Source organism: Aeromicrobium duanguangcaii (assembly GCF_024508295.1).
GTDB lineage: Bacteria > Actinomycetota > Actinomycetes > Propionibacteriales > Nocardioidaceae > Aeromicrobium > Aeromicrobium duanguangcaii.
Map to the genome: position 1 here is coordinate 2,551,747 of NZ_CP101990.1, position 14,442 is coordinate 2,566,188.

Here is a 14,442-nt window from a genome sequence, read left to right on the forward strand (position 1 = left end):
GCTTTTGTGAAGCGTTAGACAAAAGATGTTCGCCCGCCTACGGTGGACGGGTGGTTCCTTCCGAGTTCTCCTCCCCCGCGCCCGTGGACCGCTGGTCCGATCCGCTCGACTTCGAGGCCGTCCGCCACGCTCGCGTGCTGCCGCTGGACGTCGTCCAGGCCAAGGGCAACGGCCACGCCGGCACCGCCGTCAGCCTCACCCCCGCGCTCTACGTCCTGTTCCAGGAGTACCTGCGCCACGACCCCGCGCAGCCCGACTGGGCGGGCCGTGACCGGTTCGTCCTGTCGGCCGGACACACCAGCCTCTCGCTGTACCTGCAGCACTACCTGAGCGGCTACGGCCTCGAGCTGGACGACCTCAAGAAGGCCCGCGCCCTCGGCAGCCTCACCCCGGGTCACCCCGAGTGGGGCCACACGCCGGGCGTCGAGACGACCACCGGCCCGCTCGGTCAGGGCGTCGGCAATGCTGTGGGCCTGGCGATGGCCGCGCGTCGCACCCACGCCCTGCTGCAGCCGGACACCGACCCCGAGGAGGGTCTGTTCCGGTACCGCACCTGGTGCGTCGCGGGCGACGGCTGCCTCTCGGAGGGCGTCTCGCAGGAGGCCTCGTCCCTGGCCGGCACGCTGGGCCTCGACGGTCTGATCCTGATCTGGGACGACAACCGGATCTCGATCGAGGGCGACACCGCGATCGCGTTCACCGAGGACGTCGCCGGCCGCTACCGCTCGTACGGCTGGGAGGTCGTCGAGATCGACGACGCCGAGGACCCCGCCGCGATCCGCGCCGGCTACGACGCCGCACTGGCCGTCACCGGCCGTCCCGTGTTCGTCCGGCTGCGCACGCGCATCGGCCACCCGATGCCGACCGTCGGCGGCACCGCCGGTGCCCACTCCGGTGCTCCGGGCGAGGCCGAGGTCGCCGCCACGAAGGTCGCGCTGGGCCTCGATCCCGAGCAGCACTTCGTCATGCCGCAGGACGCTCTCGACCACGCCCGTCGCGTGCGTGAGCGCGGCGCGCGGGCACGCGAGCAGTGGCAGGAGCAGTACGACGCGTGGCGCGCGGCCGATCGCGAGCACGCCCTGCTGCACGACCTCATGCGCGAGCGCGACGTGACGCCGCAGGCCCGCGAATTGCTGGCCGCGCTGCGCGCCACGCCGCAGGCCAAGGCCACCCGCGTCGCCAGCGGCGCCGTCCTCAACGAGATCGCTCCGGAGCTGCCCTGGCTGTGGGGCGGCTCGGCCGACCTCGCCGAGACCAACAACGTCGCGATCGCCGGGGTGCGCAGCTTCACCCCGACCGAGTACGACGGCGATGAGTGGCCCGGCGGCCCCGACGGCACGCTGGTCCACTTCGGCATCCGCGAGCACGCGATGGGCGCGATCCTCAACGGCATCGCCCTCAGCGGCTACTCGCACCCGTTCGGCGCGACCTTCTTCGTCTTCTCGGACTACATGCGCCCGTCGGTGCGGCTCGCCGCCCTCATGGGCCTGCCCGTCACCTACGTCTGGACGCACGACTCGGTCGCCGTCGGCGAGGACGGCCCGACCCACCAGCCGGTCGAGCACCTGTGGGCGCACCGCGCGATCCCGGGCTTGGACGTCGTCCGTCCGGCCGACTGGGTCGAGACGGTCGACGCGTGGACGCGGGCGCTGACCAGCGACCGTCCGACCGCCCTCGTCCTCAGCCGCCAGGGTGTCCCCGTCGTGGGTGACGCCGTCCCCGCCGACCAGGGCGCCCGCCGCGGCGCCTACGTCCTGGCCGACACCGACGGCACCGCGGACGCGATCATCATCGCCACCGGCTCCGAGGTCGGCCTGGCGATGCAGGCTCGCGAGGCGCTCGCCGCCGAGGGCCTCGCCGTGCGCGTCGTCTCGGCGCCGTGCCTGGAGTGGTTCGAGGAGCAGGACCTCGCCTACCGCGAGTCCGTCCTGCCCCGCTCGATCACCGCCCGGGTCAGCGTCGAGGCCGGCACCGCCACCGGCTGGTACCGCTACGTCGGGACGAACGGTGAGATAGTGAGCGTCGAGGAATTCGGTGCCAGTGGTGCCGGTGATCTCGTGCTCGCCGAGCGCGGCATCACCCTCGACGCGGTCGTCGGTGCCGTGCACCGTACGCTCGCCACCGTCCGCGAGGACCCCAAGGAGGAGACCGCCCGATGAGCAAGACCCTGATCGCCGGCCTGGATCGCCTGCCCGGCGTGGACAAGGTCGGACTCGAGGCCCGCGCGGCCCAGCTGGCCAGCCGCTCGATCAAGACCACGTCGAAGCAGTGGGCGATCGACCTGGCGATCTCGATGGTCGACCTGACGACCCTCGAGGGCGCCGACTCCCCCGGCAAGGTGCGCGCGCTGGCCGCCAAGGCGCTGCGCCCCGATCCCACCGACCCGTCGTGCCCCCGCGCCGCCGCCGTGTGCGTCTACGGCGACATGGCCGGGTACGTCCGCGAGGTCGTCGGCGACCAGGTGCACGTCGCCGCCGTCGCGACCGCGTTCCCGTCGGGCCGCGCGTCGCTGGAGGTCAAGCTGGCCGACACCGCCGCCGCCGTCGAGAACGGCGCCGACGAGATCGACATGGTCATCGACCGGGGCGCCTTCCTGTCCGGCGACCTGGCCACCGTCCACGACCAGATCGTGGCGGTCAAGGAGGCCTGCGGCTCGGCCCACCTCAAGGTCATCCTCGAGACCGGCGAGCTGCAGACGTACGACAACGTCCGTCGCGCGTCGTGGCTGGCGATGGACGCCGGCGCCGACTTCATCAAGACGAGCACCGGCAAGATCCAGCCGGCGGCCACCCTGCCCGTGACGCTGCTGATGCTCGAGGCCGTGCGCGACTACCGCATCGCCACCGGACGCCAGGTGGGCGTCAAGCCCGCCGGCGGCATCCGCACCACCAAGGACGCCATCAAGTACCTCGTCGTGGTCAACGAGATCGCCGGCGAGGACTGGCTCGACCCGGACTGGTTCCGCTTCGGGGCGTCGTCGCTGCTCAACGACCTGCTCATGCAACGCCAGAAGATGCTCACCGGCCGGTACTCCGGCCCCGACTACGTGACCCTGGACTGATCCCATGCCCAAGTTCGAATACGCACCCGCGCCGGAGTCGCGCTCGATCGTCGATCTCGCCGCGAGCTACGGCCTGTTCATCGACGGTGAGTTCACCGACGGCGGAGGCACGTCCTTCAAGACCGTGAACCCGGCGACCGAGGAGGTCCTGGCCGAGGTGGCCGAGGCCGACGAGGCCGACGTCGACCGCGCCGTCCGCGCCGCTCGTACCGCCTACGAGAAGGTCTGGGGCCCCATGCCCGGCCGCGAGCGCGCCAAGTACCTGTTCCGGATCGCGCGCATCCTGGCCGAGCGCAGCCGTGAGTTCGCCGTCCTCGAGACGCTCGACAACGGCAAGCCGATCAGGGAGTCGCGCGACGTCGACGTGCCCCTCGTGTCGCAGTGGTTCTTCTACCACGCCGGCTGGGCCGACAAGCTCGATCACGCGGGCCTCGGCCCGAACCCGCGCCCGCTGGGCGTCGCCGCGCAGGTCATCCCGTGGAACTTCCCGCTGCTGATGCTGGCGTGGAAGGTCGCGCCCGCGCTGGCCGCCGGCAACACCGTGGTGCTCAAGCCCGCCGAGACCACCCCGCTGACGGCACTGCTGTTCGCGGACGTGTGCCGTCAGGCCGAGCTGCCCGCCGGTGTCGTCAACATCGTCACCGGCGCCGGCGAGACCGGCCGCCTGCTGGTGTCGCACCCCGACGTGAACAAGGTGGCCTTCACCGGCTCCACCCCGGTCGGGCGCGAGATCGCCCGCACGGTCGCCGGCACGGACAAGCACCTCACCCTCGAGCTCGGCGGCAAGGCCGCCAACATCGTCTTCGAGGACGCGCCCATGGACCAGGCCATCGAGGGCATCGTCCGCGGCATCTTCTTCAACCAGGGCCACGTCTGCTGCGCGGGCTCGCGCCTGCTGGTGCAGGAGAGCGTCGCCGAGGAGGTCCTCGAGCGGCTCAAGGCCCGCATGGCCACGCTGCGCCTGGGCGATCCGCTCGACAAGAACACCGACGTGGGCGCGATCAACTCGGCCGAGCAGCTGGGCCGCATCCGCGACCTGGCCGCCGCCGGCGACGAGGAGGGCGCCACCCGCTGGAGCGCCCCGTGCGAGCTTCCCGACCGCGGCTTCTGGTACGCCCCGACGATCTTCACCGGCGTCACGCAGGCCCACCGCATCGCCCGCGAGGAGATCTTCGGCCCGGTGCTGTCGGTGCTGACCTTCCGGACCCCGGCCGAGGCCGTCGAGAAGGCCAACAACACGCCGTTCGGCCTCTCGGCCGGCGTCTGGACCGAGAAGGGCTCGCGGATCCTCGCGATCGCCGACCAGCTGCGCGCCGGTGTGGTCTGGGCCAACACGTTCAACCAGTTCGACCCCGCCTCGCCGTTCGGCGGGTACAAGGAGTCCGGCTACGGACGCGAGGGCGGCCGGCACGGGCTGGCCTCCTACCTGGAGGGAAGCAAGTGAGCGACCGACTCGACGTCCGCAAGACCTACAAGCTGTTCATCGGCGGGGCGTTCCCCCGCTCGGAGTCCGGCCGCACCTACGAGGTGACCGCCTCGGACGGCCGCTTCCTGGCCAACGCCTCGAAGGCCTCGCGCAAGGACGGCCGCGACGCGGTCTCGGCCGCGCGCAAGGCGTTCGGCGGTTGGTCCAAGCGCACCCCGTACAACCGGGGCCAGATCCTCTACCGCGTCGCCGAGGTCCTCGAGGGCCGGCGCGACCAGCTGGTCGCCGAGGTCCGCGCCGCCGAGGGCGTGACCGAGAAGCAGGCGAACGCGTCCGTGGACGCCGCCGTGGACACCTGGGTCTGGTACGCCGGCTGGGCCGACAAGCTCTCGCAGGTGACGGGCAACGCCAACCAGGTCAACGGGCCGTTCTTCAACCTGACCTCCCCCGAGCCGACGGGCGTCGTGGTGATCGCCGCGCCGCAGCAGTCGTCGCTGCTCGGCCTGGTCGAGGTGCTGGCACCCGTGCTGCTCTCGGGCAACACCGCCGTGGTGATCTCGTCGTTCGAGCGCCCGCTGCCGGCCATCACGCTGTCGGAGATCCTCTCGACGTCCGACGTGCCCGGCGGCGTCGTCAACATGCTCACCGGTGACATCGCCGAGATCGGACCGTGGCTCGCCGCGCACCTGGACGTCAACGCGCTCGACCTGACCGGCGTCGACGACGCCGACGTGGCACGTGACCTCGAGGCCGAGGCCGCCGTGAACCTCAAGCGCGTCCTGCGACCGGGCACCCCCACGGCCCAGTCGCTGCAGCGGATCACGCCGTTCCTGGAGCACAAGACCGTCTGGCACCCGATCGGCGTCTGACCACCCGTCTGACCAGCCCGTTCGCCTCGATACGCTGGAGTCCATGCCGCACGTCGTGATCCTGGCCGGTCCCTCCGGTTCGGGGAAGTCCCACCTTTCCGAGCGGCTCGGGTGGACGGTGCTGCGGCTGGACGACTTCTACCATCCCGCCGACCACCCCGAGCTGCCGCTGAGCACGCTCGGCATCGCCGACTGGGACCACCCCGGCTCGTGGGACCGCGCGGCGGCCATGCGGGCCATCAACGAGCTGTGCACCATGGGCCGCACGCAGGTGCCGGTCTACGACATCTCGGTCAGTCGCGCCACGGGCACGCGCGAGGTCGTCCTGACCGGTGACCGGTTCATCGCCGAGGGCCTGTTCGCGACCGAGATCATCGACGACTGCCGCGAGGCGGGCGTGCTCGACGCGGCCATCTGCCTGACCCGGCCACGCCCGCTCGTGTTCGCCCTGCGATTGGCGCGCGACCTGCGCGAGTCGCGCAAGCCCCCGGTGACCCTGGTCCGCCGAGGCTGGCGACTCATGAAGGACCAGCCACGCGTCATCGCCGAGGCTGTCGCGGCGGGCTGCGTGCCGATGCACCCCCGGCAGGCGTACCGCGCCCTCACCTCCCGCTAAGCCAGATTTGCTCCCAAACTCACCTTTCAGAGGGTCTGAAAGGTGGAAATGGGAGCAAATCTCGGGGCTGGAGGGATCCGGTCAGTCGACCTGGGCGGCGAACCCCGGCTTGATGACGTCGTTGATGAGCGTGAGGCGCTCGTCGAAGGGCAGGAAGGCGCTCTTCATCGCGTTGACGGTGAACCAGCGCAGGTCGCCCAGGCTGTAGCCGAACGCGTCGGTCAGCAGGTTCATCTCGCGGCCGATCGAGGTGCCGCTCATGAGGCGGTTGTCGCTGTTGATCGTGACGCGGAAGCCCAGCTCGGCCAGCGGACCGATCGGGTGATCGGCGATCGACGTCATGCCGGGCACCGCGCTGGTCTGCAGGTTCGACGAGGGGCACATCTCCAGTGGGATGCGCCGGTCGCGGATGTAGGAGGCCAGCCGGCCCAGGTGCGCCGAGGGCGTCGCCGTGAAGTCGATGTCGTCGACGATCCGCACGCCGTGACCGAGCCGGTCGGCGCCGCAGCGCTGCACCGCCTGCCAGATCGACGGCAGGCCGAACGCCTCGCCGGCGTGGATCGTGAAGTGCATGTTCTCGCGGCGCAGGTACTCGAAGGCCTCGAGGTGCAGGATCGGCGGGAAGCCGTCCTCGGCGCCGGCGATGTCGAAGCCGAAGACCCCGCGATCGCGGTACTCGACGGCGACCTTGGCGATCTCGAGACCCCGCGTGGCGTGGCGCATCGCCGTGAGCAGCTGCCCCACGACCATCGTGCCGCCCTGCGCCTGCACCAGAGCGATGCCCTCGTCGATGCCGGACTGAACGGCCTCGACGGTCTCCTCGATCGAGAGGCCGGCTCCCTGGTGCTGCTCGGGGGCCCAGCGCAGCTCGGCGTAGACCACGCCGTCGGCCGCCAGATCGAGCACGGCCTCGCGCGCGACCCGAGCGAGGTCCTCGGGCCGCTGCATGACCGCGGTCGTGTGCTGGAACGTCTCGAGGTAGCGCTCCAGAGAGCCGGACGAGGACGCCTCCTCGAACCAGGCGCCCAGCGTCTCGGGCGCGGCCGGGAGGTCGTGGCCGATCTCGAGCGCGATCTCGGCGACCGTCTCGGGCCGCACGCCACCGTCGAGGTGCTCGTGCAGCGCGACCTTGGGGACTGCGGCGATCTGCTCCGTCGTGGCCCTCACGTCAGGCGTCCATCAGCAGGGTGACGGTCTCGGCGATGCAGGCAGGCTTCGGGCTGCCCTCGATCTCGACGGTGTGCTGCAAGGTCACCTGCTGTCCTTTCTCGATGTCCTGGACTTCCAACACCTCGACGCGCAGGCGCACCTTGGAGTTGACCAGCACGGGGGCCATGAAGCGCACCCGGTTGAGGCCGTAGTTGACGCGGGCGCGGTCGCCGGCGAACGCGAAGACGGAGGCGCCGAGGAACGGCAGCAGCGACAACGTGAGGTAACCGTGGGCGATCGTCGCTCCGAACGGGCCCTCGGCCGCGCGCTCGGGGTCGACATGGATCCACTGGCGGTCGCCGGTCGCGTCGGCGAACATGTCGATGCGGTCCTGGTGGATCTCGGTCCACCGACTGACGCCCAGCTCGCTCCCGGCCGCAGCGGCGATCTCGTCTCTGTCGTTCAGGATGCGCATGGCACCGAACCTACCGTGTCGCCGACGTCACACGGCCACCGCTCAGGCGGCCTCACTCAGCCGATCCGGTCGATGACCAGCGGCGTCGGGTCGGTGACGGCGGTGCCGACCGACCAGGCTCCCTCGAGCACCTCGTGAGCCCGCTCGAAGCGCTCCGGGGTGTCCGTGTGGAGCGTCAGCAGCGGCTGGCCCGCACGCACGGTGTCACCGGGCTTGGCGTGGATCTCGACACCGGCGCCGGCCTGCACGTCCTCGCCCGGACGCGAGCGCCCGGCGCCCAGACGCCAGGCGGCCACGCCCACGGCGTACGCGTCGAGCGAGGTCAGCACGCCGTCGGAGTCGGCCGTGACGACCGAGGTCTCGCGAGCGGTCGGCAGCTCCGCGTCGGGATCGCCGTCCTGCGCCCGGATCATGGCCTTCCAGGCATCCATGGCGCGACCGTCGGCCAGGGCGTCGGCGGGGTCGACGTCGTGGACGCCGGCGCCGGCGAGCATCTCGCGGGCCAGGGCGAGCGTCAGCTCGACCACGTCGGAGGGTCCGCCACCGGCCAGCACCTCGACCGACTCGCGGACCTCGAGGGCGTTGCCCGCGGTCAGGCCCAGCGGCACGGACATGTCGGTCAGCAGCGCCACGGTGTGGACGCCGGCATCGGTTCCGAGCTGGACCATGACCTCGGCCAATTCCCGAGCGTGTTCTTGGCTTTTCATGAAGGCTCCGGAGCCGACCTTGACGTCCAGCACCAGGGCACCGGTGCCCTCGGCGATCTTCTTGCTCATGATCGAGCTGGCGATCAGCGGGATCGCCTCGACGGTGCCGGTGATGTCGCGCAGGGCGTAGAGCTTCTTGTCAGCGGGGGCCAGGCCCGAGCCGGCGGCGCAGATCACGGCGCCGAGATCCTCGAGCTGGGTCATCATCTCGTCGTTGGACAGCGCCGCACGCCAACCGGGGATGGCCTCGAGCTTGTCGAGGGTGCCGCCGGTGTGGCCGAGCCCGCGGCCCGACAGTTGCGGCACGGCCACGCCGCACGCGGCGACGAGCGGAGCCAGCGGCAGGGTGATCTTGTCGCCCACGCCGCCGGTGCTGTGCTTGTCGGCCGTGGGACGCGAGAGGGACGAGAAGTCCATCCGCTCGCCCGTGGCGATCATCGCCGCGGTCCAGCGCGCGATCTCGCGCCGGTTCATGCCGTTGAGGACGATCGCCATGGCGAGCGCCGACATCTGCTCGGGCGCCACGACGCCGCGCGTGTACGCGTCGACGACCCAGTCGATCTGGTCGTCGGTCAGCTCGTGGCCGTCGCGCTTGGCGACGATGACCTCGGTGGGGGCGAAGCGTTCGGTCATGCGGACACCTTGATGCTCTCGTAGCCGCGCAGCACCCACGTGGGGCGGCGCGGGGCCTCGCCCACCAGGGCGAGGTCGGGGAAGCGGTCCAGCAGCGTGCTGAGCGTGATGCCCAGCTCGAGGCGGGCCAGCGGGGCGCCGAGGCAGAAGTGGATGCCCAGGCCGAACCCGACGTGCGGGTTGAGGTCGCGACCGACGTCGAACGTGTCGGCATCCTCGAAGACGGTGGCGTCACGGTTGGCCGAGCCCATGAGGCAGGCCACCTTCTGGCCGGCGGTGACGACCTGTCCGGCCACCTCGACGTCCTTCGTCGCGGTGCGCTCGAACAGCTGCAGCGGCGCGTCGAACCGGATGAGCTCCTCGAGCGCCGTGTCGATGGACACCTCGCCGCCGGTCACGCGGGCCAGCTGGTCGCGGTGGGTCAGCAGCGCGTGGAAGCCGTTGCCGAACGTGTTGACGCTGGCCTCGTGGCCGGCGTTCAGCAGCAGCACGACCGTGGCGACGAGCTCGTCGTCGGAGAAGCCCTTGCCCGCGTCGGTCTCGGCGATGAGGTCGCTGACGAGGTCCTCACCCGGCTGGGCGCGACGCATCGCGATGACCTCGCGCACGTAGTCCGAGAACGCCGTGCTGGCCTCGATCGCCTCGCGCTTGGTGACCTCGTCGATGTCCTTCTCGTACATGTGCACGATGGCCTGACTCCAGCGGCGCAGGTCCTCGTGGTCCTCGCGCGGGACGCCCAGCAGGTCGCAGATGACGTAGACCGGCATCGGCTCGGCGTAGTCGGCCAGGACGTCGAAGGTGTCGGGCAGCGCAGCGACCATCTCGGCCGCCAGTGCCTCGATGCGCGGGCGCATGCGCTCCACGTGGCCACGCCCGAACGCGCCGGCCAGCAGCCGCCGCATCCGCGTGTGCGCGGGCGGCTCGTTCTCCATCAGCTGGTTGCGGTGCAGGGCGTTGAAGGGCTCCATCTCCTCGACGGGCTCCCAGTCGTGCCACAACCGCCCGAACGCGCGGTTCTTGAGCACGGCGCCCACCGTGGCGTGGTCGGTGGCGAGCCACATCGACCACGGCTCGTGCCACACCAGCGGTCCCTCCCGGCGCAGCTCCGCCAGGGCCGGATAGGGATCGCGGAGGAACTCCGCGTCGGTCGGGTCGAAGGTCGTCAGGGTGTTCATGCGTCGTCCAAGTCCGTCACGTCGAAGGCGTCCGGGAGCACCTCGGCCATCGTCTTGACTCCCGAGGCGGTCAACAGCTGGCACTCGGCGCCGCCGTTCTCCCAGAGCAATTGTCGGCACCGGCCGCACGGCATCAGCAGGCGGCCCTGGCCGTCGACGCAGACGACCGCGCGCAGGCGGCCTCCCCCGGTCGAGTGCAGTGCCGAGACCATGCCGCACTCGGCGCACAGGGCCACGCCGTAGGCGGCGTTCTCGACGTTGCAGCCCAGCACGACCCGGCCGTCCTCGACGAGCCCGGCCGCGCCGACCTTGTACTTCGAGTACGGCGCGTAGGCGCGTCCCATGACCTCGGTGGCGTACTTCTGCAGGGCGTCCCAGTCGACGGGCGCCTGGGGCGGGGTGAAGCCGAAGCCGCTCATCCCGCCGAGCCCTTTCGATAGATCGCGCCATCCGCAGCGGGCATCCTCAGGTTCTGGCTGAAGACCGCCAGCACCAGCAGCGTCGTGACGTACGGGGTCATCGTCGCCAGTTCGTTGGGGATCTCGTCGCTGACGACGTAGATCGCGGCGACCACGACGCCCAGGATGGCGGCGATCAGGGCCGAGCGGCGACCGTGCTGGCGCCACTGCCACAGGGCCAGCATGACCAGGAAGACCGCGACCAGCAGCAGCAGCGCGTGGACGGTCTCGCCACCGCCGCGCAGACGCAGGGTGTCGGTGTAGCCGAACAGGGTCGCGCCGGCGAAGAGTCCGCCGGGGCGCCAGTTGCCGAAGATCATCGCGGCCAGGCCGATGTAGCCGCGCCCGCCGGTCTGACCGTCGCGGAACGCGTTCGCCGCGACCAGCGCCAGGAAGCCACCGGCCAGGCCCGCGAGTCCGCCCGAGGCGATGACGGCGATGAACTTGTAGCGGTAGACGTTGACACCCAGCGACTCGGCGGCCGCCGGCGACTCACCGACCGAGCGCAGCCGCAGACCGAACCCGGTCCGCCACAGCAGCCACCAGGTCAGCACGAACAGGCCGATCGCGATGAGCGTCAGCACGGACATGTTGGTGACCAGGGCGCGCAGGACCGAGGCGACGTCGGAGATGAAGAACCAGTGCTTCTGCTCGATCTCACCCAGCGGATCGGACAGACCCGCGATCGTGATGCTGGGCAGCCGGTCGACGGGCGGGGACTGGGTCTGGCCGCCGCCGGGCACGCCGCTGAAGGCCATGCCCGCGAGGTACTGCACGGCGCCCGCGGCGATGATGTTGATCGAGACGCCCGAGACGATGTGGTCGACGCCGAAGTAGACGGTGGCCACCGCGTGCAGCAGGCCTCCCGCGGCGCCGAGCGCGATGGCGCCGACGACGCCCTGCCACGGACCGTAGAAGTAGCCGAAGTAGCCGGCGCCGAAGGTGCCGAGGATCATCATGCCCTCGAGGCCGATGTTGACGACGCCGGCGCGCTCGGACCACAGGCCACCCAGACCGGCCAGGCCGATCGGGACGGCGGCGATCAGGGTCGCGCGGATCGTGCCCGAGGAGTCGAGGTCGTCGACGCCGGTGATGAGGCGCAGCAGCGACATGACGACGAGCACACCGGCGATGCCGATCAGCAGCCACGGCCAGCCGAGCCGGACGCGCTTGGCGGGGGCGGGGGTGGTCATGATGGGGTCGGGACGGACGCTCATGCCGACACCTCCTTCTGCCGGTACTCCGGGTCCAGGGCGGCCGCCACCTGACGCTGCTCGAGCCGGACGCCGTAACGGCGGACGACCTCGTAGGCGATGACGACCGTCAGCACGATGACACCCTGCGTGACCTTGACGATGTCGGGCGAGACGTCGAGCAGGATCTGCAGCGGGTTGGACTGCTGGTCCAGGAAGGCGAACAGCAGCGCGCCGATCGCGATGCCGATCGGGTGGTTGCGGCCCAGCAGGGCGATGGCGATGCCGGCGAAGCCCAGGCCCGACTGGAACGTCGAGCCGTAGGCGTAGGCCTGGCCGAACAGCAGCGGCAGGCCGACCAGGCCGGCCACGGCGCCCGAGATCAGCATCGTCACGAGCATCATCTTCTTGACGTTGATGCCCGAGGCGACGGCGGCGGTCTCGGACTGGCCGGCGGCCCGCAGGTCGAAGCCGAAGCGGGTGCGGTTGATCAGCACCCAGTAGGCGATGCCGACGATGACGGCGATCACGACGAAGCCGTAGATCTCGCCGCCCAGGAACGGGATGCCCGGGATGCGGCTGCTCTCGGGCAGCTCCTTGGTCGCGATGACGTTGCTGCCCTCCTCGCGCACGGCGACCTTGCGCAGCAGGTAGGCCACGACGGCCGTCGCGATCGCGTTGAGCATGATCGTCGAGATGACCTCGGAGACGCCGCGCGTGACGCGCAGCAGACCCGCGATGCCGGCCCACATGGCGCCCACGAGCATGCCCGCGAACAGGGCCAGGGCGATGTTGAACGGGCCCGGGAGGAACGCCTCGCCGGCGACCCAGGCCGCGGCGAAGGAGGCGATGCGGTACTGACCGTCGACGCCGATGTTGAACAGGTTCATCCGGAACCCGATCGCCACGGCGACGGCCGACAGGTAGTAGACGGTGGCCGAGTTGATGATGTTGATCATCGTGCGGTTGCTGGGCCAGCTGAGGATCTGGCTCCAGACGCCGAGCCAGTCGTCGCCGGCCAGGATCAGCACCAGGCTCGTGATCAGGAACGCCGTCACCAGCGCCAGCACCGGAGCGGCCAGCGCCAACCCGATGCGGGTCAGTCGCGACTGCGTCATGAGCGGTCCTCCTCGTCGGTGGCACCGGTCATGGCCGAGCCGAGTTCTTGTGGCGTCACTGCGCTGGGGTCGAACGTGCCCACGAGCCGGCCGCGCAACAGCACCGCGATCGTGTCGGACAGGCCGATCAGCTCGTCCAGGTCGGCCGAGATCAGCAGGACCGCCAGACCTTCGCGCCGGGCGCGCTTGATGTGGTCCCAGATCGCGGCCTGGGCGCCGACGTCGACGCCGCGCGTGGGGTGCGAGGCGATCAGCAGGCTGGGCTCGCCGCTCATCTCGCGGCCGACGATCAGCTTCTGCTGGTTGCCGCCGGACAGCGCGCGGGCGAGGGTGTCGATGCCCGGAGTCCGGACGTCGTAGTCGCGGACGATGCGCTCGGTGTCGGCGCGGGCGCCGCGGCGGTCGATGAGCGGGCCGGCGATGTTGGGCTCGCGGGTCTGGTGACCGAGCACGCGGTTCTCCCACAGGGGCGCGTCCAGCAGCAGCCCCTGTCGGTGACGGTCCTCGGGGATGTAGCCGATGCCGGCCTCGCGGCGGCGGCGCGTCGACCAGCCGGCGATGTCGCCGTCGTCGAGCTCGATGCGGCCCGTCGCGTCGGGGCGCATGCCCATGATGGCCTCGACGAGCTCGGCCTGGCCGTTGCCCTCGACGCCCGCGATGCCCAGGATCTCGCCGCGGTGGATCCGGAAGGAGATGCCGTCCAGCAGGGGGCGGCCGCCGCGCGGGTCGGGCAGCCCCAGGTCGATGACCTCGAGCACCTCGACGTCGGTCACGGTGGACAGCTCGGTGCTGGGGCTGGGCAGCTCGGAGCCGACCATCAGCTCGGCCAGCTGCTTGGAGGTGACGCTGCCGGCCGGCACCGTCGAGACGGTCGTGCCGCGGCGGATCACGGTGACCTCGTCGGCCACCGAGAGGACCTCGTCGAGCTTGTGGGAGATGAACAGGACCGCCAAGCCCTCGGCCTTGAGCTCGCGCAGGTTGTCGAAGAGCTCGTCGACCTCCTGCGGCACGAGCACGGCGGTGGGCTCGTCCAGGATGATGATGCGGGCGCCGCGGTAGAGGACCTTGAGGATCTCGATGCGCTGGCGCGCGCCGACGCCGAGGTTGGCGACCAGGTCGTCGGGATCGACGCCCAGGCCGTAGGAGTCCGAGATCTCGCGGATCGCGCGGCGGGCGCGGTCGCCGATGCCGTGCAGCTTCTCGGCGCCCAGGACGACGTTCTCGAGCACCGTGAGGTTGTCGGCCAGCATGAAGTGCTGGAACACCATGCCGACACCGTTCGCGATGGCGTCGGACGGCGTGGCGAAGGAGACCGGCAGGCCGTCGAGCTCGATCGTGCCGGAGTCGGGCTTCTGGACCCCGTAGAGGATCTTCATCAGCGTCGACTTGCCGGCGCCGTTCTCGCCGACGATCGCGTGGATCGTCCCGCGGCGGATGTCGATGTCGATGTCGTGGTTGGCGATGACGCCGGGAAAGGTCTTGCCGACCCCGCGCAGGCGGACGACGACGTCCGACGGGCTGCTCGCGATGGTGCCGGCGGTGGTCGATGTGTTGCTCACGAT

General features: G+C 70.9%; 13 protein-coding genes. 5 read left to right on the forward strand and 8 right to left on the reverse strand.

Features of this window, described 5'->3' with window-relative positions:
- Nucleotides 1-50: 50 nt before the first annotated feature.
- Genes tkt through NP095_RS12630 form a run of 5 tightly spaced genes read left to right on the forward strand, consistent with a single transcriptional unit; the run spans nt 51 to nt 5,972 of the window.
- On the forward strand, nt 51-2,159 hold the full coding sequence (tkt, locus tag NP095_RS12610) for a transketolase (protein WP_232419458.1): 2,109 nt from the start codon (nt 51-53) through the stop codon (nt 2,157-2,159).
- Nucleotides 2,156-3,061: a deoxyribose-phosphate aldolase gene (deoC, locus tag NP095_RS12615; RefSeq protein ID WP_232419457.1), complete on the forward strand. Its 906-nt coding sequence runs from the start codon at nt 2,156-2,158 to the stop codon at nt 3,059-3,061. Before tkt ends, deoC begins: the two co-directional genes overlap by 4 nt.
- 4 nt (nt 3,062-3,065) lie before the next feature.
- A complete protein-coding gene (locus NP095_RS12620; RefSeq protein WP_232419453.1) occupies nt 3,066-4,505 on the forward strand; it encodes an aldehyde dehydrogenase family protein in 1,440 nt (479 codons plus the stop codon).
- Entirely contained in the window at nt 4,502-5,356 is an 855-nt protein-coding gene (locus tag NP095_RS12625; protein ID WP_232419450.1) for an aldehyde dehydrogenase family protein, read from the forward strand. The genes NP095_RS12620 and NP095_RS12625 overlap by 4 nt, the downstream gene beginning before the upstream one ends.
- Nucleotides 5,357-5,399: 43 nt before the next feature.
- Nucleotides 5,400-5,972 carry a uridine kinase family protein gene (locus NP095_RS12630; protein ID WP_232419448.1) on the forward strand — a complete coding sequence of 191 codons (573 nt, stop codon included), beginning with the start codon at nt 5,400-5,402 and terminating at the stop codon, nt 5,970-5,972.
- An 81-nt stretch (nt 5,973-6,053) separates the two neighbouring features.
- Here NP095_RS12630 and NP095_RS12635 read toward each other — a convergent pair whose 3' ends face one another.
- The 8 genes from NP095_RS12635 to NP095_RS12670 are packed head-to-tail and all read right to left on the reverse strand — an operon-like array spanning nt 6,054 to nt 14,439.
- Nucleotides 6,054-7,139, reverse strand: a complete 1,086-nt coding sequence (locus NP095_RS12635) for an adenosine deaminase (protein WP_232419445.1) — start codon at nt 7,137-7,139, stop codon at nt 6,054-6,056.
- 1 nt (nt 7,140) lies between these two features.
- Nucleotides 7,141-7,596 carry a MaoC family dehydratase gene (locus NP095_RS12640; protein ID WP_232419442.1) on the reverse strand — a complete coding sequence of 152 codons (456 nt, stop codon included), beginning with the start codon at nt 7,594-7,596 and terminating at the stop codon, nt 7,141-7,143.
- A 56-nt stretch (nt 7,597-7,652) separates the two neighbouring features.
- On the reverse strand, nt 7,653-8,936 hold the full coding sequence (locus NP095_RS12645) for a thymidine phosphorylase (RefSeq protein ID WP_232419439.1): 1,284 nt from the start codon (nt 8,934-8,936) through the stop codon (nt 7,653-7,655).
- Entirely contained in the window at nt 8,933-10,111 is a 1,179-nt protein-coding gene (locus tag NP095_RS12650) for a cytochrome P450 (RefSeq protein ID WP_232419436.1), read from the reverse strand. The genes NP095_RS12645 and NP095_RS12650 overlap by 4 nt, the downstream gene beginning before the upstream one ends.
- Nucleotides 10,108-10,530, reverse strand: a complete 423-nt coding sequence (locus NP095_RS12655; RefSeq protein ID WP_232419434.1) for a cytidine deaminase — start codon at nt 10,528-10,530, stop codon at nt 10,108-10,110. The genes NP095_RS12650 and NP095_RS12655 overlap by 4 nt, the downstream gene beginning before the upstream one ends.
- Nucleotides 10,527-11,786 (reverse strand): ABC transporter permease, encoded by a 1,260-nt coding sequence (locus tag NP095_RS12660; RefSeq protein WP_232419431.1) that lies wholly within the window; start codon nt 11,784-11,786, stop codon nt 10,527-10,529. The genes NP095_RS12655 and NP095_RS12660 overlap by 4 nt, the downstream gene beginning before the upstream one ends.
- Nucleotides 11,783-12,880, reverse strand: coding sequence for an ABC transporter permease (locus tag NP095_RS12665; protein WP_232419429.1), 1,098 nt, complete (start codon nt 12,878-12,880; stop codon nt 11,783-11,785). Before NP095_RS12665 ends, NP095_RS12660 begins: the two co-directional genes overlap by 4 nt.
- Nucleotides 12,877-14,439 (reverse strand): ABC transporter ATP-binding protein, encoded by a 1,563-nt coding sequence (locus NP095_RS12670; protein WP_232419427.1) that lies wholly within the window; start codon nt 14,437-14,439, stop codon nt 12,877-12,879. Before NP095_RS12670 ends, NP095_RS12665 begins: the two co-directional genes overlap by 4 nt.
- Nucleotides 14,440-14,442 lie beyond the last annotated feature (3 nt).

Excerpts from the sequence above, each read along its gene's own strand:
- NP095_RS12640 (WP_232419442.1), bottom strand. The coding sequence starts at position 7,596 with ATGCGCATCCTGAACGACAGAGACGAGATCGCCGCTGCGGCCGGGAGC.
- NP095_RS12620 (WP_232419453.1), top strand. The coding sequence starts at position 3,066 with ATGCCCAAGTTCGAATACGCACCCGCGCCGGAGTCGCGCTCGATCGTC.
- NP095_RS12645 (WP_232419439.1), bottom strand. The coding sequence starts at position 8,936 with ATGACCGAACGCTTCGCCCCCACCGAGGTCATCGTCGCCAAGCGCGAC.
- deoC (WP_232419457.1), top strand. The coding sequence starts at position 2,156 with ATGAGCAAGACCCTGATCGCCGGCCTGGATCGCCTGCCCGGCGTGGAC.
- NP095_RS12630 (WP_232419448.1), top strand. The coding sequence starts at position 5,400 with ATGCCGCACGTCGTGATCCTGGCCGGTCCCTCCGGTTCGGGGAAGTCC.
- NP095_RS12660 (WP_232419431.1), bottom strand. The coding sequence starts at position 11,786 with ATGAGCGTCCGTCCCGACCCCATCATGACCACCCCCGCCCCCGCCAAG.
- NP095_RS12650 (WP_232419436.1), bottom strand. The coding sequence starts at position 10,111 with ATGAACACCCTGACGACCTTCGACCCGACCGACGCGGAGTTCCTCCGC.
- NP095_RS12665 (WP_232419429.1), bottom strand. The coding sequence starts at position 12,880 with ATGACGCAGTCGCGACTGACCCGCATCGGGTTGGCGCTGGCCGCTCCG.
- NP095_RS12655 (WP_232419434.1), bottom strand. The coding sequence starts at position 10,530 with ATGAGCGGCTTCGGCTTCACCCCGCCCCAGGCGCCCGTCGACTGGGAC.